This is a genomic window from Streptomyces sp. NPDC052016 (assembly GCF_044548445.1).
In the GTDB taxonomy this organism is placed as follows: Bacteria; Actinomycetota; Actinomycetes; order Streptomycetales; family Streptomycetaceae; genus Streptomyces.
In genome coordinates this window covers 152,425-175,296 of the sequence record NZ_JBIUBX010000015.1, presented here as the reverse complement: position 1 = coordinate 175,296, position 22,872 = coordinate 152,425, and the positions used below count along the sequence as shown (strand labels likewise).

The following is a 22,872-nucleotide window of genomic DNA, read 5'->3' as shown; positions in this document are numbered from 1 at the left end:
CCGCCCGCAAACCTGTGACGGCCCAGTTCAGGGCGTCAGGGGCCTACGATCCGTACCGCCCCGGGCACACAGCGCGCGCTCAGCGGGAGCGGGCCCAGCGGTTCTCCGTCCGCGTAGCCGGTGACGCCCGGCGCCGCCATCTCGACCCTGGCCGCCCGGTACACGGTGACCTCGGGGTGCTCGACGTGCGTCCCCCGGTAGACCCGCGGGAACACCCGCAGCAGCGTCGCCCGCCCGCACCCACCGACCACCGTGACGTCGAACAGCCCGTCGGTGAGGTCGGCCCCCGGGCAGATCCGCATGCCGCCGCCGTAGGAGGACCCGTTGCCGACGGCGACGAGGGTCGCCTCGACCTCCCGGACAGCCCCGCCCCCGAGCGTGATCCGGTACGGGAACGGCCGGAAGGCGGCCAGCTCGGCGAGCATCGCCAGGTCGTACCTGGCGCGTCCGGCGGGCCATCGCATGCGGTTGCCCCGGTCGTTGACGCGGGAGTCGAAGCCGGAGGCAAGGACGGTGCCGAACCAGCGGTCGCCGACCCGTCCGAGGTCGACGTCGCGGATCCGGCCGCCCCGGAGGGAGTCGGCGACGAGGCGGCCCGCGGCGGCCGGGTCACGCACGGGCAGGCCGAGCGCGCGGGCGAAGTCGTTGCCGGTGCCGACGGGGACCAGCCCGAGCGGGGTACGGGTGCCGGCCACGGCCTGGAGCGCGAGGTGGACCAGTCCGTCACCGCCGACGGCGACCAGGGCACCGGTGCCGTCCGCGACGGCCGCACGCGCGCGTGCCAGGGCGTCCCCGGCGTTCTTCCCGAAAACCGTGCGCACCGAGTAGCGGCCGCCCGCAACGCGGAAGCGGCCGGCAGCGCCGCGCGGGCGCCCCGGCCGCGGCCCGCGGTGGGGTTGACGAAGAGGGTGATCTCGCCGGTCACAGGGGTGACCCTACGAGTTCCGCCTCGGTCCTCAGGTCACGTCGTCATAACCGTTGACCCGCTCCGTGGTCGCCTGCTCCGGCAGCGCTCGGCTCGCGGTCACGGTCTCGACCTCGCCGATGTCCTCAGGGGTGAGGTCCAGCTCGGAGGCCTCGTCGTCGGCGGGCCCGAGGGCGTCGCGGCGGCGCCTGCGGCGGTCGTTGAGCAGCGAGAAGGCGACGGCGCCGAAGTACAGGACCCAGATCGGTCCGGCGAGCGCCAGCATCGAGATGGGGTCGGTGCTGGGTGTGGCGATGGCGGCGAACACCGTGATGCCGATGATCATGGCGCGCCACCAGCCGAGCATGCGCTTGCCGGTGATGGACCCGGTGAGGTTGAGCATGATCAGCAGCAGCGGCAGCTCGAAGGAGAGACCGAAGACCACGACCATGCGCGTGACCAGCTGCAGCAGGTCGTCCAGCGGCAGGAAGTTGTCGACGCCGGTCGGGGTGAACTCGATCAGCACCTTCGCGGTGGTCGGCAGCACCCGGTAGGCGAAGTAGCCGCCGCCGAGGAACAGCGGGACGCCGGTGCCGACGAAGGCGTAGGCGTACTTGCGCTCGTGCTTGTGCAGGCCCGGGGCGACGAAGGCCCAGAGCTGGTAGAGCCAGACCGGCGAGGCGAAGACGACACCGGCCATGAGGGAGACCTGCAGGGCCAGGGTGAAGGGGGCGAGCAGACCGTTGATGGTGATCCGCGCGCACTGCTTGCTGGTCTCGCCGGACGTCCTCAGCTCGTTCTGGATCTGCTCGAAGGTCTTCCCGCAGCCGACCGAATCGAGGATCGGCTTGGTGAGGAAGTTGATGATGTCGTTGTAGAAGAAGGCGGCGACGACCGTCACGAGGACGATGGCGAGCAACGCCTTCGCGAGCCGGTTGCGAAGCTCACGGAGGTGTTCCGCGAGGGGCATCCGCCCCTCGGGGTCCTTCTCCTTCTTGCGGGCAGGCTTGAGCAACCCACGTTCCCATCTCGTGCGGCGGGCCGGAGGTCACCGGCCCTGCGTCAGCGCTTGGTCGTGTCCGTCGGCTCGCTGACCGGGCGGGAGCTGGTCACGTCGCCGGGGGCGGCCTGGATGGTGCGCTGAGCCGGGGGCTGCTCGCCGTTGTTCGGCGGGCCGGCCGGGGTGGCCGAGTTGCTGCCCTCGTCCTTCATCGCCTTGGCCTCGCTCTTGAGGATGCGCGCGGACTTGCCGAGCGAGCGGGCCATGTCCGGAAGCTTCTTCGCGCCGAACAGCAGGATGATGACGACGAGGATGAGAATGATCTCGGGGGCGCCGAGCCTTCCGAACATAAGTCTTTACCTTCTCACCGAGGCGGCTGGGTGGGTGCTGTCCGACCGGTCGGACATGTGTCCGAACGATCGTGTTGGCAGCGATCGTAACGCTCAGGGGTAAACGAGAGGCAATCCCCGTGCGTACTCCCGGTCCGCGGTCCGGGCCTCGTTCTCCGGGCCGCGACCAGCAGCGTACCTTTCCGAACCACCGTGGCGGGAGGGCGAAGTGGCCCAAACCGCATTCGGCGCAGGACTCACAGGCGTGCCACAGCAGTACTCACAGGCTGTCCACAGCGCGGGCCGCGCTCAGCGTGGCCCGCTCCAGGTCCTCGGCCGCCCTATTGATGCGGTGTGTGGCGTCGGCGACCTGCCGGCCCAGGCGCTGCGCCTCCAGGAAGACCCGGACGGCGAACACAGCGAGGACGGCGAGACCCAGGAAACCCACGGCTACCGCGAACATCGGCCAGAACATGACGCCGAGCCTAGACCCTCCCGGCCGCCGCTAGAGCGTCGAGTGCAGCCGCAGGGTCCTGACCCCGCCGCCGGTCAGCAGCTCGACGATCCGCTCACCGGCCGGCTTGCGCACGGCCGCGCCGCAGTCGGGGCAGGTGAAGGAGTAGAAGGTGGTACGGCTGGACGCGCCGACGGCCAGGAGCAACGCGCTCGCGGCGAGCTCGAAACGGCCCCGGCAGTCCGGGCAGCCGGCCCTGAACACCACGGGTGCCACGCTCCGCATCCCCGCGAACGCGGTGGCCACCGAGATGCCCCGCACACCGGACGCCGCCGACTCGCTCACAGCCCCTGCTCCCGCCCGTCGAACCGTCCGCCGTCCGGTCCACCCGCCGGCCCCGGCCCGTGCGCACCGACGCCCTCGCCGACGCGTTCGTGCCCCGGTCCGCCGAGCCGCCCGTCGGCCGGGCCGAGGTCCAGCCCGCCCACGGGGACGCCGGCCGGCTCCCCGTGCGCCGGGGCGAGCCCGCCGGGAGCACCGGGGGCCTGTCCGCGAGCCACTCCGGCGACCGGTCCTCCGGCCTGCCCGCGCGTCGGCTCGCCGGACGCCGGGGCGGGACCGTCGGCCGGGCCGCCGGGAACCCCCTCGCCGTGCCCGCGAACCGGCCCGCCGGCCGCCTCTCCGGGAAGCTGGGCCCCTCCCCCGGCCGGGCCGTCGGAGACGCCCCGGCCCGCGGGCAGGGATTCCGCGTCTTCCCGAGCCTCCTCCGCCTCGACCCCGTCGTAGGCCGCGAGTGCGTCGCGGGCCGCCTTGCGGGCGCTCTCGGCGAGGTCGGGGGGCGAGACGATACGGCCGTCGCGGCCGAGGCGCAGGGCCAGGCGGCGCAGCGAGGCCGGGTCGGGCGTGCGCAGGGTGATGCGCAGGCCGCCGTCGGGGAGTTCCTCGGCGCTGTCGTGGGGGTAGTACTCGGCGACCCAGCGGCCGCCCGGACCGACCTCGACGACGACCTCGGGGTCCTCCGCGGCGGGCTGGACCAGCCCTTCCGACAGGTCCCGCAGTTCGATCTCGGGCGGTGCGGAGGGTTCGTCGAGGATCCTGATCTCGGCGACCCGGTCCAGGCGGAAGGTGCGGCGCGCCTCGGAGCGGCGGCACCAGGCCTCCACGTACGTGTGCCCGACGCTGACCAGGCGGATGGGGTCGATCTCACGCTCGGTGACCTCGTCCCGGGCGGGCGAGTAGTACCGGATCCACAGCCGGCGCCGCTCGGAGATCGCCCGGTCGACGTCGGCGAAGACACCGCCCTCGGACTCGAAGGTGACCGAGAGACGGGAGCTGGCGCCCGCTGCCTCACCGGCCGCTGCCTCCACCTTGGCGGTGGCGCGCAGGAGCGCCTGGCGGTCGCCCTCGCGCAGGCCGGGCAGCGTCGCCACGGCCCGCGCGGCGACCAGCAGTGCGGTCGCCTCGTCGGCGGCCAGCCGCAGCGGCTCCGCGGCGTCTGCGCCGAGGGCGGCCGGGTTGTGCCACCAGATGCGCTCGCCGTCGGTGTCGATGTCCAGCAGATCGCCGCCGCGGAAGCTGGTGCCGCACATGGGCAGCACGTCGAGGTCGGAGACGAGCTCGTCCTCGGTGATGCCGAAGGCGCGCGCCACGTCCTCGATCCGCGCCCCGGGCCGCTCCCGCAGATAGGTCACCAGGGAGAGCATCCGACGGGTCTGGTCGATGGCGTTCGCGGGCCTGACCGGTTTGCCTGCCACAGTTCTCTTCCGCTCCCCCTCAGCCCTTGGCCACGGCGCGCAGCCGGTCCACGACGTCGGCCCGCAGCTCGGCGGGCTCCAGAACCACCACGTCCGGCCCGAACTCCACCAGCCAGGCGTCCAGCCCGTGCCCGTACGGAATCTCCAACTCGTCCCAGCCGTCACCGAGTTCCCGCACCGCGGTCGCCTTCGCCCGCAGGGGGTACCCGGCGCCCGTGCGCAGCCGGATCAGCGCGCTGCGGTCGGCGGTCTCCCCCGCCCAGCCGGCCACGGTCTCACGGACGGTGACGACGTCGGGGACCGGAGCGGTGAAGCGGCCGCCGCGCGAGCGGACCTTGCCGGTGATCCTGGACAGCCGGAAGACGCGCTCGGCGCCCCGGTCGCGGTCCCAGCCCGCGAGGTACCAGTGGCCGCGCCAGCACTCCAGCGCCCACGGCTCGACGTGCCGCGGCTCGGGACGGGCGGCGGTGGCCTTGCGGTAGTCGAAGACGACGGGGCGGCGGTCGCGGCAGGCCAGCATCAGCGGCTCGAAGGCGGCCTCGTGCACCGGAATGCGCGGCTCGAGGGCACCGTGCGCCTCGTACGGATCGACGTCCTCCGGCAGCCCGGCCGCGCGCAGCTTCTGCAGGGCGCCGCTGGCCGCTCCGGCCAGCCGGGCCTGCTGCCACACCTTGGCGGCCAGCCCCAGCGCGGCGGCCTCCTCGGCGTCGAGGGTGATGGGCGGGAGACGGTTGCTGTCGCGGCGGGCGAGATAGCCGACCTCGCCGTCGAGGCTCTCCACGGTCTCGATGACCAGGCCGAGCTCGCGCAGGTCGTCCTTGTCCCGCTCGAACATGCGGTTGAAGGAGTCGTCTGACCCGGGCGCGCTCCTGCCCGGCCCGAAGGCCTCGACGTAGGCCTCGATGGAGTCGCGCAGCTCGCGCTTGCTGAGCGGCCGCCGCGTCCCGAGCAGACACAGCGCCAGGTTCATCAGCCGCTCTGCCTTGGCAATGGCCATCGACGCCCTTCGCCTTCCTCATGGTGCTTCCGACGGTTGACCGTACCGCTCCGCGGCGTCCGGGCAAAAGCCGAGGGCCCATGCCCGGACAGGCATGGACCCCAGGTGGTCGAGACCGGTCGCCGGCCGATCAGCCAGGACGAGCCTACGACGGCCGACCGACCGCGACGGTGGGTACGGCGGTCAGACCCCGAGCAGGTCCACGACGAAGATCAGCGTCTCGCCGGGCTTGATCGCCGGGGTGGGGCTCTGGTTGCCGTAGGCGAGGTGGGCGGGGATGGTCAGCTGGCGGCGGCCGCCGACCTTCATGCCCTGGACGCCCTGGTCCCAGCCCTTGATGACGCGGCCGGCACCGAGCGGGAAGCGGAACGGGGTGCCACGGTTCCAGCTCGCGTCGAACTCCTCACCGGTGCTGAAGGCGACGCCCACGTAGTGCACGGTGACGGTCTGACCCGCCTGCGCCACCTCGCCGTCGCCCTCCCAGATGTCCTTGATCTCGAGGTCCGCCGGGGGCTCGCCGCCGGGGAAGTCGATCTCGGGCTTCTCCATGCTCACTGCAGTGACTCCTAGATGGTGCGTACGTCATGCGCGATGACTGATGGGCAACCTGACCAGTCTTACATCACGGCCAGGATGTCGACGGCGAAGACCAGCGTGGAGTTCTTCGGGATGCCCTGCTGCTCCTGGTCACCGAGGGCCTGGTCGGGCGGCAGCACGAGCAGCACGCGGCTGCCGACCTTCTTGCCCACGAGACCGTCCTTCAGACCCTTGATCGTCAACTGGTCCAGCGGAAACGTCGCCGTCTTGCCCGTGTCGTACGTGCTGTCGAACTTCTTGCCACCGTCCCAGAGCAGCGCGACATAGTTCACGACCGCATTGTCGGTGGCCTTCACGACGGCGCCGTCGCTCTCCAGGATGTAGTCGGAGACCAGCTTCTTCGGCGGGTCGGTGTCCTTCGGCACCGTCACCGTGGGCGCCTTGCCGTCCGTGTTCGTACCGACCTTCGGCAGATCGACGTTGTCCTGGGCGACCTCCGTGCCCTTCGCCGAGGCCGGGATGGACGTGCCCTTCACGATGTCCACGACGAACACCAGCGTCGCGTTCCCCTTGATGTCGCCCTGGCCCTGCGGGCCGTACCCCTTGTCCGGCGGGATGACCAGTTCGACCCGGCTGCCGACCTTCTGCCCCTGCAGCCCCTCGTCCCAGCCCTTGATGACGCTGCCCGCGCCCAGGGTGAGCGCGAACGGCTGGCCGCGGTCGAAACTGTTGTCGAACGGCTCCGATTCGTCGTACTCCTGGCCAAGGTAGTTGACCTCGGCGGCGTCGCCCTTCTTGAGCTTCGCGCCGTCCCCCTCCTTGATGACCTCGACCTTCAGCTCCTTCGGCGGGTCGCCCTCCCCCTTGGCCAGCGTCGGCTTCTGCCCGAACTCGGCCCCCTTGGTGATCGCGGGCACTCCGTTCCCGGTGGAGCCGGAGTCGGAGCCCTTGTCGTCGTCGCTGCCGCAGGCCGCCGCGGAGAGCAGCAGCAGCGGCACAAAAAGGCCGGCAATTCGGCGCACGTGTTCCTCAGATCTCAGACGGCACTGTGGTCGCCCGCCACTCTAGGGCGTGCGACGGGCCCCGTACGAGAACGTACGGGGCCCGTGGACCGTTTCCTCGATCCTCGCGTCACATTCCGGCGATCAGCTTCTCCACCCGGTCGTCCACCGAACGGAACGGGTCCTTGCACAGCACGGTGCGCTGCGCCTGGTCGTTCAGCTTGAGGTGCACCCAGTCGACGGTGAAGTCCCGGCGCTGCTCCTGGGCCCGGCGGATGAAGTCGCCGCGCAGACGGGCCCGAGTGGTCTGCGGCGGGACCGACTTGCCTTCGAAGATCTTCAAGTCGTTGCAGATGCGCGCTGCTTGACCCTTCTTCTCCAGCAGGTAGTACAGGCCACGACGACGGTGGATGTCGTGGTAGGCGAGGTCTATCTGCGCCACGCGCGGGTGCGACATCGTCATGTTGTGCTTGGCCCGGTACCGCTCGATGAGCTTGTACTTCATCACCCAGTCGATCTCGGTGCCGATGCGGTCCAGGTCCTCGGACTCGATCGCGTCCAGGGTGCGGCCCCACAGCTCCAGCACCTGCTCCACCGTACCGGTGCGGATACCGCGGCGCTCGCAGAAGTCGACGGCCTTCTCGTAGTACTCGCGCTGCACCTCCAGCGCGGAGGCCTCACGGCCGCTGGCCAGGCGCACCTTGCGCCGGCCGGTGATGTCGTGGCTGACCTCGCGGATCGCCCGGATCGGGTTCTCCAGGGTGAGGTCGCGCATCACGGTGCCCGCCTCGATCATGCGCAGCACCAGGTCGGTGGCGCCCACCTTGAGCAGCATCGTCGTCTCGGACATGTTCGAGTCGCCCACGATGACGTGCAGCCGGCGGTAACGCTCGGCGTCCGCGTGCGGTTCGTCGCGGGTGTTGATGATGGGCCGCGAGCGGGTCGTGGCCGAGGAGACGCCCTCCCAGATGTGCTCCGCCCGCTGGCTCACGCAGTACACGGCGCCACGGGGCGTCTGCAGCACCTTGCCCGCGCCGCACAGGAGCTGCCGGGTCACCAGGAACGGGATGAGGATGTCCGCGAGCCGGGAGAACTCCCCGTGCCGGGCCACCAGGTAGTTCTCGTGGCAACCGTAGGAGTTGCCCGCCGAGTCGGTGTTGTTCTTGAAGAGGTAGACGTCGCCCGCGATTCCCTCCTCGTGCAGGCGTCGTTCCGCGTCCACCAGGAGTCCTTCGAGAATGCGCTCGCCGGCCTTGTCGTGGGTGACCAGTTCGATCACGTTGTCACATTCGGGTGTCGCGTATTCCGGATGCGATCCCACGTCGAGATAGAGGCGGGCGCCGTTCCGCAGAAAGACATTGCTGCTTCGGCCCCATGACACGACACGGCGGAAGAGGTACCGCGCCACCTCGTCAGGCGACAGGCGGCGCTGTCCCCTGAACGTGCACGTGACGCCGTACTCGTTCTCCAGCCCGAAAATGCGGCGGTCCATGAGTGAACATTACGCCCGATCCCCCGAACTGAAACGGGGTTCGGCGGCACGGTTTGGATCATTTTCCGATGAAGCCGCAACAACCGCACTCCCGGCGGGAGCTGCGAGTACCCGTCCGGTAACCAGCAGAACCAGCAGTGACACGGCGCCCGCGGCACCCGGCACGGCGAAGCCCCACACCGCGCCACCCGCCTCGACGACCGGACCCGCCACGCCCGTTCCGAGCGAGTGACCGACCGTGAACGTCGTCACCAGCCAGGAGAACGCCTCCGTGACCGTGCCGCGCGGCGCGTGCCGGTCGACGATGACGAAGGCGCAGGCGATGGCCGGCGCCAGGAACACGCCGGCGAGCACCGTGAGCGCCACCATGGCGACGGCGCCCGGCATCAGCATCAGCGGCAGGTAACACACCGCCAGCGCGGCCACCAGGACACGCAGTCGCCGCTCCGGAACACCCGGCCACGGCCGCGCCCCGTAGACCACACCGCCGAGGAGCGCGCCCAGGCCCAGCGCCGCCATCAGCCAGCCGTACACCACGTCACCGCCGTGGTCGTCCGCGTAGGGCACGGAGGCGACCGTGATGGAACCGAGAGCGATGCCGACGAACAGGAACGCGGCGAGCAGCGCCAGCAGACCGGGCGAGCGCAGGGCGCCGAGCCAGTGCGCCTCGCGCGGGGCGGACCGCCACGCGCGCGAGGGCGGCGAGACGACCACCGTCAGCGCCCCGACCACCCCGACGGCGTTCAGCACCAGCAGCGCGGCCTGCGCCGACCACAGCGACACGCACAGGGTCACCAGCAGCGGACCGACGGTGAACATCACCTCCTGCGCCACGGCGTCCATCGCGTACGCCGTGTGCACCTGGTCCTCACGGCGCAGCACCGAGGGCCACAGCGCGCGCAGGCCGCCCTCCAGGGGCGGCGTGAACAGCCCGGCGGCCGCCACTGCGGCGTACGCCACCGGCAGCGGGTCCGTGCCCGAGAGGGCGAAGACCGCCATCGCGGCGGCCGAGGCGAGCGCCGCCTGCAACTGGACCCTCGGCTGCCCGTGCAGATCCACGAGCCGGCCCAGGACGGGCTGGCCGGCGGCGTTGGCGACGCCGTACACGGCCGCCAGCGCGCCCGCGAGGCTGTAGGTGCCGCCCTCGGCGCGCACGAACAGCACGATCGCGATGGCTGCCGTGGCGTTGGGCAACCGGCCCACGAGCGTGCCCGCCAGCAGCCGGGCCGCGTGCTTCGCCCTGAGGATCTCCAGGTATCCCGCGGCCAATGTCCCGCCTCCGTCGGCTCACCCGGGGTGGCGCACCACCCTCAGGTTTTACGTATAACGTCTCCGGTCATACGTACCATGTGCGCTGTCCATGAGTCCAGCGCAGACGTCAGACGAAAGAGCAGGCCCCCGGTGCCACGAGGAAGCACGCGCCCGACCAGCCGTGACGTCGCCCAGGCCGCGGGAGTCTCCCAGGCCGCGGTCTCCCTCGTCCTCGGCGACAAGTGGCGCGGCCGCGTCTCCGAGACCACCGCCGAACGCGTACGGGAGGCCGCACGCGACCTGGGCTACCGGCCCAACCTCGCCGCCCGCCACCTGCGCCTCGGCCGCACCCGCACCGTCCTCCTCGTCGTCCCCGCCCTGACCACCGAGTTCTTCGCCGGCGTCTACACCGGCGCGGCCCGCGTCGCCGCCGACCACGGCTTCGGCGTCGTGCTCTACCCCTCCCCCGAGGGCGTCGGCCCCGCCCGCGACCCCTTCGCCTCCGCCCAGGCCGCCCTGGACGGCGTCATCGCCTCCTCCATGGCCGCCGACGCCCTCACCGCCATCCGCGGCGACCAGCTGCCCCTCGTCATGCTCGACAGCGACCCCCGCGGAAGCCTCGGCGCGGCCACCGTCAACCTCGACATCGCCGACGGCGCCCGCCAGATCGCCGACCACCTCCTCGGCCTCGGCCACCGGCACTACCTGCACCTGGCGGCCGACGTGCCGTCCTGGACGTTCGAGGTGCGCGCACACGAACTGGCCGCACGGATCCGCGCGGTACCGGGGACCTCCCTCAGGACGGCACACACCCCCATGTCGATCGAGGGAGCCCTCGCCGCCGCCGAGAGCGCCCTCGCCGCACCGCCGCGTCCCACCGCGGTCGTCTGCGACGACGACAAGCTCGCCGCCGGCGTCTACAAGGCCGCACGGCGCCTCGGGCTGCGCGTCCCGGACGACCTCTCCGTGACCGGCGTCGACGACATCGCCCTCGCCGCAGCCCTCGACCCCGAGCTGACCACCGTGCGACTCGACGCCGAGCTCTTCGGAGAACGCGGCATGCAGGCCCTCCTGGCCGTCCTGGAGGGACGCGCACCCGACGACGGGGACATCCCGGTCGAGCTCCTCGTCCGGGGCTCCACAGCGGCTCCTGGCGGTTCATGAGCGGCGTGCGCCCGCGGTGAAGGCCGCGCCCGGTGGAACGGCGCGCGGCCGGTGAACGCCGGGCCCGGTGAAACGCGGGCGGCCGGTGAACGCCGGGCCCGGTGAAACGCGGGCGGCCGGTGAACGCCGGGCCCGGTGAAACGGCGGGCGGCCGGTGAACGCCGGGCCCGGTGAAACGGCGGGCGGCCGGTGAACGCCGGGCCCGGTGAAACGCGGGCGGCCGGTGAACGCCGGACTGCCCGATGAACGCCGTGTGCCCCCGGCCGCCGTCACCGGCCGGGGGCACACGCACGCGCGAGGGCTACTCCTCGTCGGAGCTCTCGGCCTCCGTGGCCGCACCGCCCGCCTCCAGCAGCCGCGCAAGCTGCCGGCCCACGATCCGCTTGAACTTCCGCGACTGCGGCCGCGTACGGTCCAGCACCGCCACCTCAAGCCTCTCGGCGGGGATCTCCCGCTGCGTGCCGTTGGTGTCACGGGACAGCGCCTGCACGGCCAGCTTGAGCGCCTCGGCGAGGCTCATGCCGTCCTGGTGACGCTGGTCGAGGTAGCTGCTGATCTGCTCGGCGTTCCCACCGACCGCGACCGAGCCGTGCTCGTCCACGATCGACCCGTCGTGCGGCAGCCGGTAGATCTGGTCGCCGTCCGGCGTCTCCCCGACCTCGGCCACCACCAGCTCCACCTCGTACGGCTTCTCGCCGGCCGAGGAGAAGATCGTGCCCAGCGTCTGGGCGTAGACGTTGGCCAGACCGCGAGCGGTCACGTCGTCCCGGTCGTAGGTGTAACCGCGCAGGTCCGCGTAGCGCACACCACCGATCCGCAGGTTCTCGTACTCGTTGTACTTGCCGGCGGCCGCGAAGCCGATCCGGTCGTAGATCTCGCTGAACTTGTGCAGCGCGCGGGACGGGTTCTCGCCGACGAAGACGATGCCGTCGGCGTACTGCAGCACGACCAGACTGCGGCCACGGGCGATGCCCTTGCGCGCGTACTCCGCGCGGTCGGCCATCGCCTGCTGGGGTGAGACATAGAACGGCGTCGACACCGGTTATCCGTCCCTTTCTGTGGAAGTCACTCGATCACCATGCCCGAAGGAGCGGCCCGCTACAGCAGCGCGGCCCGCGGGCCGTCCGGCTGCTCCAGACGGCGCGCCAGCACCGAACGGGCGATCTCGGACGACTCGTCCTCGGTGAGCCGACGGAAGCCGTCCTCGGTGATCACGGTGACGATCGGGTAGATCCGGCGGGCGACATCGGGACCACCGGTCGCCGAGTCGTCGTCTGCCGCGTCGTACAGGGCCTGCACCACCAGTGTCGTCGCCTGGTCCTCGGTCAGGTCCTCACGGAAGAGCTTCTTCATCGCTCCGCGCGCGAAGATCGAGCCGGAACCCGTCGCCGCGTAGTTCTGCTCCTCGGAACGGCCACCGGTGACGTCGTAGGAGAAGATCCGCCCCTTGCCCCGGTCCACGTCGAACCCGGCGAAGAGCGGCACCACGGCCAGGCCCTGCATGGCCATGCCCAGGTTGGAACGGATCATGGTCGACAGCCGGTTCGCCTTGCCCTCCAGCGACAGCTGGGCGCCCTCGACCTTCTCGAAGTGCTCCAGCTCCAGCTGGAAGAGCTTGACCATCTCCACGGCCAGACCGGCGGTGCCGGCGATGCCGACGGCCGAGTACTCGTCCGCCGGGAACACCTTCTCGATGTCCCGCTGCGCGATGACGTTGCCCATCGTGGCCCGCCGGTCACCGGCGAGGACCACACCGCCGGGGAAGGTCACGGCCACGATCGTGGTGCCGTGCGGCGCCTCGATCACACCCTGGGTGGGCGGCAGTTGCCGGTTGCCGGGCAGCAGCTCCGGCTGGTGTTCCGACAGGAAGTCCATGAACGAAGAGGACCCAGGCGTCAGGAAGGCTGCTGGTAGACGCCCGACGCCACGAGAGTTGGCTTCCACGAGTTTCCTTCCGGATAAAGCCGATTCACGGTTGAAGCATCGGTATGGCAGGGACCTTACCCGGCTCTCGGCGGTGATCCACATGTGCGGCGGAAGCCTTCGAGCGGATCACCCGGCACCTGGTCCTCAGTGCGAGGACCGGTGAACCCACGACGGATCGCGGGTCCACCGGTCACTCGCACCCCCACACCCTCGAACCTTCGATTCGAAGGCTGAACGGGGCTACTGTCCGCCCTTTTGCACAAAGGAGCGCACGAAGTCCTCGGCATTCTCCTCGAGGACGTCGTCGATCTCGTCCAGCACGGAGTCGACGTCGTCGCTCAGCTTCTCGTGCCGCTCCTTGAGGTCCTCCGAAGCCTGCGCCTCGGCCGCCTGCTCCTCGACCTCTTCCGTGGAGCGCGTGGCCTTCTGCTGTCCGCCGCCGGTGTCCTTGGTCGCCATTACCCTCACCCCGCTCAGTTCGCCCGACATGGTCGACAGGTCGGCTTTCCTGCCGATCGGTGATGATCAGACCCTACAAGCCCGGTCCGACATCGGCCCCGTAGTTACCAGAACGTACGGGGGCCACCTCGATGATTCCCGGACGGCGGGGTTTCCACCCCGCTCGCCCGGGTCCGGCCGAGTACCCGTTCAGCCGCCCGACAAGACCCTGACCAGGTCTTCTGCCGTGCGGCAGCGGTCCAGCAGCTCCTTGACGTGATTTCGCGTTCCGCGAAGCGGTTCCAGGGTTGGGACGCGCTGGAGGCTGTCGCGGCCGGGGAGGTCGAAGATGACCGAGTCCCAGGAGGCCGCGGCGACGTCGTCGGCGTACTGCTCCAGGCAGCGGCCGCGGAAGTACGCGCGGGTGTCCTCCGGAGGCTTCGACATCGCCCGCTCGACTTCCGCCTCGTCCAGCAGCCGCTTCATGCGGCCCCGGGCCACGAGACGGTTGTAGAGGCCCTTCTCGGGCCGTACGTCGGCGTACTGGAGGTCGACGAGGTGCAGGCGGGCCGCGTCCCAGTCGAGGCTGTCACGGCGCCGGTAGCCCTCCATCAGCTCCCGCTTGGCGACCCAGTCCAGCTCGCCGGCGAGGCTCATCGGGTCGTTCTCCAGGCGGGTGAGGGTGTCCTCCCAGCGCGCCAGGACGTCCTTGGTCTGGTCGTCGGCGTCGGCTCCGAAGCGCTCCTCCACGTACTTGCGCGATAGCTCGAAGTACTCCATCTGCAACTGCACGGCGGTGAGCGTCCGGCCGCTGCGCAGGGTGACCAGGCGCTTGAGGCTCGGGTCGTGGGAGACCTGGTGGAGGGTACGGACGGGCTGGTCGACGGCGAGGTCCACGGCGATGAAGCCGTCCTCGATCATGGACAGGACCAGGGCGGTCGTGCCCAGCTTGAGGTAGGTGGAGATCTCGGAGAGGTTGGCGTCGCCGATGATCACGTGGAGGCGGCGGTACTTCTCGGCGTCGGCGTGCGGCTCGTCGCGGGTGTTGATGATCGGGCGCTTGAGGGTGGTCTCGAGGCCGACCTCGACTTCGAAGTAGTCCGCGCGCTGGCTGAGCTGGAAACCGTGCTCGTGGCCGTCCTGGCCGATGCCGACGCGGCCGGCCCCGGCGAACACCTGGCGGGAGACGAAGAAGGGCGTGAGGTGGCGCACGATGTCCGAGAAGGCGGTCTCCCGCTTCATCAGGTAGTTCTCGTGCGTGCCGTAGGAGGCGCCCTTGTTGTCGGTGTTGTTCTTGTAGAGATGGATGGGCTGGGCGCCGGGGAGCGCGGCGGCCCGTTCGGCGGCCTCGGCCATGATGCGCTCGCCGGCTTTGTCCCAGAGGACGGCGTCGCGGGGGTTGGTGACCTCGGGGGCGCTGTACTCGGGGTGTGCGTGGTCGACGTAGAGACGGGCTCCGTTGGTGAGGATCACGTTGGCGAGCCCGATGTCCTCGTCGGTGAGCTGGCTGGCGTCGGCGGCCTCGCGGGCGAGGTCGAAGCCTCGCGCGTCCCGCAGCGGATTCTCCTCCTCGAAGTCCCAGCGGGCCCGGCGGGCCCGGTGCATCGCCGCCGCGTAGGCGTTGACGATCTGGGACGAGGTGAGCATGGCATTGGCGTTCGGGTGGCCGGGGACGGAGATCCCGTACTCCGTCTCGATGCCCATTACTCGCCGTACGGTCATGCGGCCCTCCTTGCCCGGCGGCGCCCTCGGTCGTGGGTGCCGCGCAGATACCGCTGGTGCTCCGGTGCGTGTGCGGTGCCCGTCCCCGCACTGCGCCCGGCGGTACGGAAGAGCCTAGAACGCCTCTGCGCTGGTGGGGAGATCATTTGCGTCATTGCCTGCTCCAGCCGTGGCCCGAAAAAGCAGTCGGCTGCGGGTACCCGGATTGGGCACCCGCAGCCGCCCGGCCTTTTACAGGTACTGTCCGGTGTTCGCCACCGTGTCGATGGAGCGTCCGGTGTCGGAGCCCTGCTTTCCGGTGATGAGGGTGCGGATGTAGACGATCCGCTCGCCCTTCTTTCCGGAGATGCGGGCCCAGTCGTCCGGGTTGGTGGTGTTGGGCAGGTCCTCGTTCTCCTTGAACTCGTCCACGCAGGCCTGGAGGAGGTGGGAGACGCGGAGGCCCTTCTGGTTCTTCTCGAGGAAGTCCTTGATCGCCATTTTCTTGGCGCGGCCCACGATGTTCTCGATCATGGCGCCGGAGTTGAAGTCCTTGAAGTAGAGGACTTCCTTGTCGCCGTTGGCGTAGGTGACTTCCAGGAAGCGGTTTTCCTCGGATTCGGCGTACATGTGTTCCACTGCCGTCTGGATCATGCTCTGGACGGTGGTGGTCTTGTCGCCGCCGTGCTCTCCGAGGTCGTCCGCGTGGAGCGGGAGGCGCTCGGTGAGGTACTTGCCGAAGATGTCCTTGGCCGCTTCGGCGTCGGGACGCTCGATCTTGATCTTCACGTCGAGTCGGCCGGGGCGCAGGATGGCGGGGTCGATCATGTCCTCGCGGTTGGAGGCGCCGATCACGACCACGTTCTGCAGGCCTTCGACACCGTCGATCTCGGCGAGCAGCTGCGGGACAATGGTGTTCTCCACGTCCGAGCTGACACCGGAGCCGCGGGTGCGGAAGAGGGACTCCATCTCGTCGAAGAAGACGATCACGGGGGTGCCCTCGCTGGCCTTCTCACGAGCCCGCTGGAAGACCAGGCGGATCTGCCGCTCGGTCTCGCCGACGTACTTGTTGAGCAGCTCGGGACCCTTGATGTTGAGGAAGAAGCTCTTGCCGGCGGCCTGGCCGGTGACCTCGGCGACCTTCTTGGCCAGCGAGTTGGCGACGGCCTTGGCGATCAGCGTCTTGCCGCATCCGGGAGGCCCGTACAGCAGCACACCCTTGGGCGGCCGCAGTTCGTGCTCCTTGAACAGGTCGGGGTAGAGGTACGGGAGCTCGACAGCGTCGCGGATGGCTTCGATCTGTCCGCCCAGGCCACCGATCTGTTCGTAACCGATGTCCGGAACCTCTTCGAGGACGAGCTCCTCGACCTCGCTCTTCGGAACGATCTCGTAGACATAGCCGGAGCGGGGTTCGAGCAGGAGGGCGTCGCCGGGGCGGATGGTGACGTCCAGCAGCGGCTCGGCGAGCCGTACCACCCGTTCCTCGTCGGTGTGCCCGAGCACCAGGGCGCGCTCGCCGTCCTCGAGGATCTCCTTGAGGGTGACGATGTCCCCGACGCGCTCGAACTCCATGGCCTCGACCACGTTGAGCGCTTCGTTGAGCATCACTTCCTGGCCGCGCCGGAGCTCCTCGAGCTCGACGCTGGGGCTGACGTTCACCCGGAGCTTGCGGCCCCCGGTGAAGATGTCGGCCGTGCCGTCCTCGTTCGCCGTGAGGAAGACACCGAAGCCGGCCGGTGGCTGCGCGAGCCGGTCGACCTCCTCCTTGAGGGCCACGATCTGGTCGCGGGCCTCACGGAGCGTGTTGGCGAGCCGCTCGTTCTGTGCGGACACGCCGGCCAGGTTGGTCTGCAGCTCGACGATCCGCTCTTCGAGAATCCTCGTGTGTCGCGGAGAGTCGGCGAGCTTGCGTCGCAGGACGGCGATCTCCTGCTCAAGGTAGGCGATCTGCCCGGCCGGGTCGTCGGACCCTCGTCCCGGGCGGATGCCGCGGTTCATGTCGTCGTCGTGGGCTGCCACGGTCCTCACCTCCTCCAAGGGGAGCTGGACGCTTCCAGACCCTACCTGGGTGGGTGTCGATTGAAACCCCTAGATCACAAAGACTGTCGGGGTGTGTCCGATCTTCACCCTTGCGCTCTCCCTCACGCCAGGGGAATACCCACCGAACATGATTGGAAAGCGGCCAGAGGTAGGGTCGAAGTGTTCAACACCCGTCAGAGCCTGCATCGTTCCCGTGCGGCTCGACAGTAAACGGCAGGAGATATGAGCGTGCAGCAGGAGGCCGGTGTCGGCGGCGAGGCGCTGGAGGTCTGGATCGATCAGGATCTCTGTACCGGCGACGGCATCTGCGCGCAGTACGCGCCGGAGGTGTTCGAGCTGGACATCGACGGCCTGGCGTACGTCAAGAGCCCCAACGAGGAGCTCCTGCAGGAGAAGGGCGCCACGACGCCTGTTCCGCTGCCCTTGTTGACGGACGTGGTGGACTCGGCGCGGGAGTGCCCGGGCGAGTGCATCCATGTGCGAAGGGTTTCGGACAGGGTAGAGGTCTACGGCCCGGACGCCGAGTGATCACACGCCTACGGGCCGTTACGACTGTCTGATTTCTCACAGTTGTTGGTGGCCTGGGGTCAGACGCTGTGGGCACCCGCCGGTGTGGAGCGGATGAACGCGTTGTCCTTCCACCGCCACTTGGCGCTGTCCTTGACGTCGGGGCAGCAACTGGGCACGTCGGCCGAGGAGTAGCCGAGCAGCGAGGCGAGGACGGCGCCGTCGTCGACGGAGAGGCCGGTGACGGTGAGGCGCTCCTCGGGCTCGACGAGGGTGGCCACGACGCGCGCGGGGGCGGAGCCGGCGCCTCGCGTGAGGACGTAGACGCCGTCGGGCGGTGTGCCCATGGGGGCGTCGCAGTGGACGACGGCGACCGTTTCGGGCCTGCCGTCGCCGTCCAGGTCTCCGGAAGCCTGTTTCTGCACGAGGGCCTTGACGGGTCCGCACTCGATCGGGAAGTCGACGCCGGTGGTGGCGGGCGCGGCGGCGGTGACCGGGGCGGAGCGGGTGCCGGTGCCGGCCGGCTGGACCGCCGTCGCCGGGTCGGGCTGGAGGACCGAGGAGACGGCGACGACGCCCGCCACGGCGGTGGCGGTCGCGACCCAGTGGATCGGCCGGGTGTGGGTGTGTGCCAGTTCCGGGACGGCGGGTTGCACTAGGAGTGTCTCCTGTGAGGCTGTGCCGGTGGGGGTGGCCAGCATCGTGCCACACGTCACACTGCGGGGGAACGGCGGGGTCCGGGACGCCGGACGACGGGCGCCGGGATGTGGGGTGGTGGGGCCGTGCGTTGCGGTGGGGCGGCCGCAAAGGTCCGGCGCCGTGGCCGAGTTCCCGGAGTGCTGCGGGAACTCGGCCACGGCGCCGGTTCGTTGGCTGTGGCGGTGGGCTGCCTCAGCGGCCCATGCCGCCGTCGGCGTTGGGGCCGGCGTAGTCCTCGCCGTAGGCGCCCTTGGCGGGGCGGCGGCGGCGCATGGGCGGCTCGACGCCGTCGGCGAGACGGCGGGCGGTGAGCAGGAAGCCGGTGTGGCCGATCATGCGGTGGTCGGGGCGGACGGCCAGGCCCTCGATGTGCCAGTTGCGGATCATCGTCTCCCAGGCGGTCGGCTCGTTGAAGCAGCCGATCTCGCGGATGGACTCGACGGTCCGGGCGAGCTGGGTGGTGGTCGCGACGTAGCAGCAGACGATGCCGCCGGGGACGAGCGCCTTGGAGACCGCTTCGAGGCATTCCCAGGGGGCGAGCATGTCGAGGATGACGCGGTCGACGTCGGTGTCGGACAGGTTGTCCTGGAGGTCGCCGACGGTGAGCTGCCAGGCCGGGTGCGGGCCGCCGAAGTAGCGCTCCACGTTCTGCCGGGCGATGTCGGCGAAGTCCTCGCGGCGCTCGTAGGAGTGCAGCATGCCCTGGTCGCCGATGGCGCGCAGCAGGAAGCTGCTGAGCGAGCCGGAGCCTACGCCGGCCTCGACGACGCGCGCGCCGGGGAAGATGTCGGCGAAGGCGAGGATCTGCCCCGCGTCCTTGGGGTAGACGACGGCTGCCCCGCGGGGCATGGACAGGACGTAGTCGGGGAGCAGGGGGCGCAGCGCGAGGTAGGCGACGTTCCCGGTGGTGCGGACAACGCTGCCCTCGGGAGCGCCGATCAGTTCGTCGTGCGGGAAGGAACCCTTGTGGGTGTGGAAGTTCTTCCCGGCCTCGAGTGTGAACGTGTAGTGGCGGCCCTTGGGGTCGGTCAGCTGAACCTGGTCCCCGACCTTGAAGGGCCCGCGCCTGCGGGCGGCACCGGTCGGTTCGGACATGTGAACAGCCTACCGGCGATTCGGGGGGCCGCCGACCATCGCCCGCTCCGGGACCGCGCGGCTCAGCTCGGCCTGGCCATGGCCTTGACGAAGGCGCGCTCGACGTCGGCCGCGGACAGGACGCCGTAGATCTCGCCGGTCTCCTCGACCACAAGGTACTCGGTGGCGGGGGTGGCGCGCAGGGCGTCGAGGAGGTCTTCGCCCGCGAGTTCGGCGGAGACGCGCATGCCGTCGGTGAGCTCCTGGGCGAGGCCGCTGACGGCGACCCAGGGGCGGCGGTGTTCCGGTACGCCGACGATGGCGGCCTCGCGGACGAGGGAGAGGGGTTCGCCGTGGGCGTCGACGACGACCAGGGCGCGGGCGCCGGCGTCGTTGGCGCGGCGCAGGGCTTCGGAGAGCGGGGTGTCGGACTCGACGGGGACGGCGCGGCGGGTGAGGTTGCGGGCGCGCAGCTCGGGGAGGTGCTCGCGCAGGCGGGCCATGCGCAGGCTGTTGCCGGCGCCGGTCCAGATGATGGCGGCGAGGATGGCGGCGAGCAGGGCGTCCAGGACGGTGTCCATGCCGACGCTGTCCTCGGCGGCGTCCCCGAGCGCCCCGGACTGGGTGAGCAGGGGCAGTCCGATGAGGACGGAGACGGCGAGGGCGCGGCCGACCCAGGCCGCGGCGACGGTGCCGCTCATGGGCTTGCCGGTGATCTTCCAGACGACGGCGCGGAGCATGCGGCCGCCGTCGAGGGGCAGGCCGGGGAGCAGGTTGAAGACCGCGACGATCAGGTTGGAGATCATCAGGCCGGCGAGCAGGACGCCGGGGACGGTGCCGGGCTCCACGGGCTGCAGGGCGAGGTAGAAGAGGCCGGCGAGGACGAGGGAGAGGAGCGGGCCGACGAAGGCCAGCCAGAATTCCCGGCCGGGGGTCTCGGCTTCCTTCTCGATCTCGGAGACGCCGCCGAAGAACTGCAGCTGGATACGGCGGACCGGGAGCTTGAAGCGGAGGGCGGCGACCGTGTGGGCGAGCTCGTGGACGAGGACGGAGGCGTAGAAGGCGACGGCGAAGAAGAGGGAGACGAGGTAGCGGGCGGCGCCGAGTTCGGGCAGCACGCGGTCGAGCTGGCCGCCGAAGACCCAGGTGATCAGTGCGGCGACGAGGAACCAGCTGGGGGCCACGTAGACGGGGACGCCGAAGGGGCGTCCCATCAGCAGGCCGCCGCGGGGCTCGGGGGCGCGGTGGGGCGGGCGGCCCTTGGCGGGGAGTTCGCCGAGGGCGGGTGCGGGTGGGGCGGTGTGGGCTCGGGGGCGGTCGGGGTGGAGGTCGGCGGGGGCGCCGGCCGTGGGGCGGTCCGCAGGGGTCTCGCGTTCGCCGGGGGTGCCGGGTTCGGCCGTCTCCCTCGGGGCGGCTTCGCGCGCGACGGGTTCGCTCGCGGGTGCCCTCTTCTCGGCTGCTTCCCTCTCCCTCGCCTGCGAGTCCTGCTCCATCGCCTCGGTGTCCCGCTCCCTCGCCTCGGAGTCCCGGTTCCCGGTGGAGGGGGCGGAGCCGCCCGTGTCCCCCGTCGCGGCCTCTTCCCCGCTCGTGCGCTGCGCGGGGGTGGCCTCGGGCGGGGTGGTCGGCCCGGTGGTCGGGGGCGCAGGTGTCACGGGGCGCTCGGCCGACTCTTGGTTGTCCGGCCGCGGCCGCCCGCTCCCGCCGCTTTCCACCACGGTGTCCCCTCGTTCGAAGCGTCATCCGCCGTGCCGGGCGGAAGGGTCTCGGGACCGATGGTATGCGGCCGTGGGGACGCGTTCCGCCCCGGCACCCCCCGGATTTCCCCGCCCTCGCCGGGTGTGCGGTCCGCGACTGGGTGACTGTCGGTGGCGGGCCGTATGGTCTGTGGGCATGGAGAGCAGCAGCGAGGGAGTCGCCGGGCCGGGCGACGGGGGTGTCGCGGAGATTCCACCGCAGGTGGGGTCGGCGCAGGCGGTGGCGGGTGACGGCGGGAAGACGTTCGTCGCCATAGCGCCCGCCTCGCTGTCGCCGTCGCGCGCCGGTGACTTCATGCAGTGCCCGCTGCTGTACCGGTTCCGGGTCATCGACCGGCTGCCGGAGAAGCCGAGCGCGGCGGCCACGAAGGGGACGCTGGTGCACGCGGTCCTCGAGCGATTGTTCGACGCCCCGGCGGTCGAGCGGACCGCGCCGCGGGCCAAGTCGCTCATCCCCGGCCAGTGGGACCGGCTGCGCGAGTCCCGGCCGGAGCTCGTGGAGCTGTTCGCCGACGATCCGGAGGGCGAGCGGCTGGCGGGCTGGCTGGCGGAGGCCGAGCGGCTGGTCGAGCGGTGGTTCACCCTGGAGGACCCGACGCGGCTGGAGCCGGCCGAGCGGGAGCTGTTCGTCGAGGCGGAGCTGGAGTCGGGGCTGAGGCTGCGGGGGATCATCGACCGGGTGGACGTGGCGCCGACCGGCGAGGTGCGGATCGTCGACTACAAGACGGGCAAGGCGCCCCGGCCTGAGTACGCCGAGGGCGCGCTGTTCCAGATGAAGTTCTACGCCCTCGTGGTCTGGCGTCTGAAGAACGTGATCCCGCGGCGGCTGCAGCTGGTGTACCTGGGCAGCGGGGACGTCCTGACGTACGACCCGGTCCTCGCCGACCTGGAGCGGGTGGAGCGCAAGCTGCTCGCCCTGTGGGAGGCGATCCGGCTGGCGACGGAGACGGGCGACTGGCGGCCACGGCCGACGAAGCTGTGCGGCTGGTGCGACCACCAGGCCCACTGCCCGGAGTTCGGCGGCACTCCCCCGCCCTACCCGCTGGCGGTGAGGGCGGCGGAGTCGGGCGGCGACCCGCAGGGCAGAATGGGGCCGGACTAGCGAAGGAGACTCACGTGGCCATCCGCGTCCTACTGGTCGACGACCAGCCGCTGCTGCGTACCGGCTTCCGGATGATCCTGGAGGCGGAGCAGGACATCGCGGTGGTCGGAGAGGCCGGTGACGGCCTCCAGGCCCTCGACCAGGTGCGGGCCCTGCAGCCCGACGTGGTCCTGATGGACATCCGTATGCCCCGCATGGACGGGGTCGAGGCGACGCGGCAGATCACCGGGCCCGGGCGGGACGGTCCGGCGAAGGTGCTGGTGCTGACCACCTTCGATCTGGACGAGTACGTGGTGGAGGCGCTGCGCGCCGGCGCCAGCGGTTTCCTGCTCAAGGACGCCCCGGCCAACGAACTGGTGCAGGCGATCCGGGTGGTGGCGGCCGGTGAGGCGATGCTCGCGCCGAGCATCACGCGCCGGCTGCTGGACAAGTACGCCACGCATCTGCCGTCGGGTGAGGAGCCGGTGCCGGACACGCTGCACACGCTCACCGACCGGGAGGTCGAGGTGCTGAAGCTGGTGGCGCGGGGGTTGTCGAACGCCGAGATCGCCGCCGATCTGTTCGTCAGCGAGACCACGGTCAAGACGCACGTCGGGCACGTGCTGACCAAGCTGGGGCTGCGTGACCGGGTGCAGGCCGCGGTGTACGCGTACGAGAGCGGGCTGGTGCGCCCCGGCGCGCAGTAGGGCTTTTCCGCCGCGTGGGAGCGGCTTGTACGGCGCGGAGGGCGCCCCTTCCTGACAAGGGG

21 protein-coding genes and 2 pseudogenes are annotated in these 22,872 nt (G+C 70.8%); 4 read left to right on the top strand and 19 right to left on the bottom strand.

All coding sequences use genetic code 11. The features are described 5' to 3' along the window. Positions 1–35 precede the first annotated feature (35 nt). From ACIHAR_RS20355 to ACIHAR_RS20305, 11 genes and pseudogenes are all read right to left on the bottom strand, one after another. Positions 36–925 (bottom strand): annotated as a pseudogene (locus ACIHAR_RS20355) (diacylglycerol kinase). A 31-nt stretch (positions 926–956) separates the two neighbouring features. Further along, positions 957–1,919, bottom strand: a complete 963-nt coding sequence (gene tatC, locus ACIHAR_RS20350; protein WP_365455790.1) for a twin-arginine translocase subunit TatC — start codon at positions 1,917–1,919, stop codon at positions 957–959. Positions 1,920–1,966: 47 nt separating this feature from the next. Next, positions 1,967–2,254, bottom strand: a complete 288-nt coding sequence (gene tatA / locus ACIHAR_RS20345) for a Sec-independent protein translocase subunit TatA (RefSeq protein ID WP_365455793.1) — start codon at positions 2,252–2,254, stop codon at positions 1,967–1,969. Between the two features lie 259 nt (positions 2,255–2,513). Beyond that, the gene (locus tag ACIHAR_RS20340; RefSeq protein ID WP_365455796.1) at positions 2,514–2,708 is read right to left on the bottom strand and encodes a hypothetical protein; all 195 of its coding nucleotides are present in this window, start codon (positions 2,706–2,708) and stop codon (positions 2,514–2,516) included. Positions 2,709–2,738: 30 nt separating this feature from the next. Continuing rightward, positions 2,739–3,032 (bottom strand): hypothetical protein, encoded by a 294-nt coding sequence (locus ACIHAR_RS20335; protein ID WP_365455799.1) that lies wholly within the window; start codon positions 3,030–3,032, stop codon positions 2,739–2,741. Between the two features lie 356 nt (positions 3,033–3,388). Beyond that, positions 3,389–4,441: pseudogene (locus tag ACIHAR_RS20330) on the bottom strand (helix-turn-helix transcriptional regulator); the annotation flags it as partial. Between the two features lie 19 nt (positions 4,442–4,460). Continuing rightward, the gene (locus tag ACIHAR_RS20325) at positions 4,461–5,438 is read right to left on the bottom strand and encodes a WYL domain-containing protein (RefSeq protein WP_365455802.1); all 978 of its coding nucleotides are present in this window, start codon (positions 5,436–5,438) and stop codon (positions 4,461–4,463) included. A 183-nt stretch (positions 5,439–5,621) separates the two neighbouring features. After that, positions 5,622–5,993, bottom strand: coding sequence for an FKBP-type peptidyl-prolyl cis-trans isomerase (locus tag ACIHAR_RS20320; protein WP_365455805.1), 372 nt, complete (start codon positions 5,991–5,993; stop codon positions 5,622–5,624). Between the two features lie 62 nt (positions 5,994–6,055). Then, positions 6,056–6,997, bottom strand: a complete 942-nt coding sequence (locus tag ACIHAR_RS20315; RefSeq protein WP_400020809.1) for an FKBP-type peptidyl-prolyl cis-trans isomerase — start codon at positions 6,995–6,997, stop codon at positions 6,056–6,058. Positions 6,998–7,106: 109 nt separating this feature from the next. After that, positions 7,107–8,468, bottom strand: coding sequence for a Pup--protein ligase (pafA, locus tag ACIHAR_RS20310; protein ID WP_019754142.1), 1,362 nt, complete (start codon positions 8,466–8,468; stop codon positions 7,107–7,109). 9 nt (positions 8,469–8,477) lie between these two features. Beyond that, positions 8,478–9,737: an MFS transporter gene (locus ACIHAR_RS20305; RefSeq protein ID WP_365455812.1), complete on the bottom strand. Its 1,260-nt coding sequence runs from the start codon at positions 9,735–9,737 to the stop codon at positions 8,478–8,480. 132 nt (positions 9,738–9,869) lie between these two features. On the opposite strand from ACIHAR_RS20305, the gene ACIHAR_RS20300 reads away from it, so the two are divergent. Then, positions 9,870–10,883, top strand: a complete 1,014-nt coding sequence (locus tag ACIHAR_RS20300) for a LacI family DNA-binding transcriptional regulator (protein WP_400020806.1) — start codon at positions 9,870–9,872, stop codon at positions 10,881–10,883. A 301-nt stretch (positions 10,884–11,184) separates the two neighbouring features. Here the strand turns inward: ACIHAR_RS20300 and prcA are convergent, their stop codons facing one another. The 5 genes from prcA to arc form a co-directional block, all read right to left on the bottom strand. Continuing rightward, positions 11,185–11,922: a proteasome subunit alpha gene (gene prcA, locus ACIHAR_RS20295; RefSeq protein ID WP_365455817.1), complete on the bottom strand. Its 738-nt coding sequence runs from the start codon at positions 11,920–11,922 to the stop codon at positions 11,185–11,187. Between the two features lie 59 nt (positions 11,923–11,981). Continuing rightward, the gene (gene prcB, locus ACIHAR_RS20290; protein WP_365455820.1) at positions 11,982–12,827 is read right to left on the bottom strand and encodes a proteasome subunit beta; all 846 of its coding nucleotides are present in this window, start codon (positions 12,825–12,827) and stop codon (positions 11,982–11,984) included. Positions 12,828–13,049: 222 nt separating this feature from the next. After that, positions 13,050–13,268 (bottom strand): ubiquitin-like protein Pup, encoded by a 219-nt coding sequence (locus ACIHAR_RS20285; RefSeq protein ID WP_062154959.1) that lies wholly within the window; start codon positions 13,266–13,268, stop codon positions 13,050–13,052. 189 nt (positions 13,269–13,457) lie between these two features. After that, the gene (gene dop / locus ACIHAR_RS20280; protein WP_365455824.1) at positions 13,458–14,969 is read right to left on the bottom strand and encodes a depupylase/deamidase Dop; all 1,512 of its coding nucleotides are present in this window, start codon (positions 14,967–14,969) and stop codon (positions 13,458–13,460) included. Between the two features lie 231 nt (positions 14,970–15,200). Continuing rightward, complete coding sequence (gene arc / locus ACIHAR_RS20275) at positions 15,201–16,967, bottom strand: proteasome ATPase (RefSeq protein ID WP_365455827.1); 1,767 nt, start codon at positions 16,965–16,967, stop codon at positions 15,201–15,203. A gap of 243 nt (positions 16,968–17,210) precedes the next feature. Here arc and ACIHAR_RS20270 point away from each other — a divergent pair, with 243 nt between their 5' ends. Next, complete coding sequence (locus tag ACIHAR_RS20270; RefSeq protein WP_365455830.1) at positions 17,211–17,516, top strand: ferredoxin; 306 nt, start codon at positions 17,211–17,213, stop codon at positions 17,514–17,516. A 59-nt stretch (positions 17,517–17,575) separates the two neighbouring features. On the opposite strand, the gene ACIHAR_RS20265 is transcribed toward ACIHAR_RS20270, so the two are convergent. The 3 genes from ACIHAR_RS20265 to ACIHAR_RS20255 all read right to left on the bottom strand — a co-directional run bounded on the left by ACIHAR_RS20265 (position 17,576) and on the right by ACIHAR_RS20255 (position 20,983). Continuing rightward, on the bottom strand, positions 17,576–18,196 hold the full coding sequence (locus tag ACIHAR_RS20265; protein ID WP_365455833.1) for a hypothetical protein: 621 nt from the start codon (positions 18,194–18,196) through the stop codon (positions 17,576–17,578). Between the two features lie 190 nt (positions 18,197–18,386). Further along, positions 18,387–19,289, bottom strand: coding sequence for a tRNA (adenine-N1)-methyltransferase (locus tag ACIHAR_RS20260; protein WP_365455836.1), 903 nt, complete (start codon positions 19,287–19,289; stop codon positions 18,387–18,389). A 62-nt stretch (positions 19,290–19,351) separates the two neighbouring features. After that, positions 19,352–20,983 (bottom strand): site-2 protease family protein, encoded by a 1,632-nt coding sequence (locus tag ACIHAR_RS20255; RefSeq protein ID WP_365455839.1) that lies wholly within the window; start codon positions 20,981–20,983, stop codon positions 19,352–19,354. Positions 20,984–21,158: 175 nt separating this feature from the next. Here ACIHAR_RS20255 and ACIHAR_RS20250 point away from each other — a divergent pair, with 175 nt between their 5' ends. After that, entirely contained in the window at positions 21,159–22,124 is a 966-nt protein-coding gene (locus ACIHAR_RS20250) for a RecB family exonuclease (RefSeq protein ID WP_400020801.1), read from the top strand. 14 nt (positions 22,125–22,138) lie between these two features. Then, complete coding sequence (locus ACIHAR_RS20245) at positions 22,139–22,810, top strand: response regulator transcription factor (RefSeq protein ID WP_014671700.1); 672 nt, start codon at positions 22,139–22,141, stop codon at positions 22,808–22,810. Positions 22,811–22,872 lie beyond the last annotated feature (62 nt).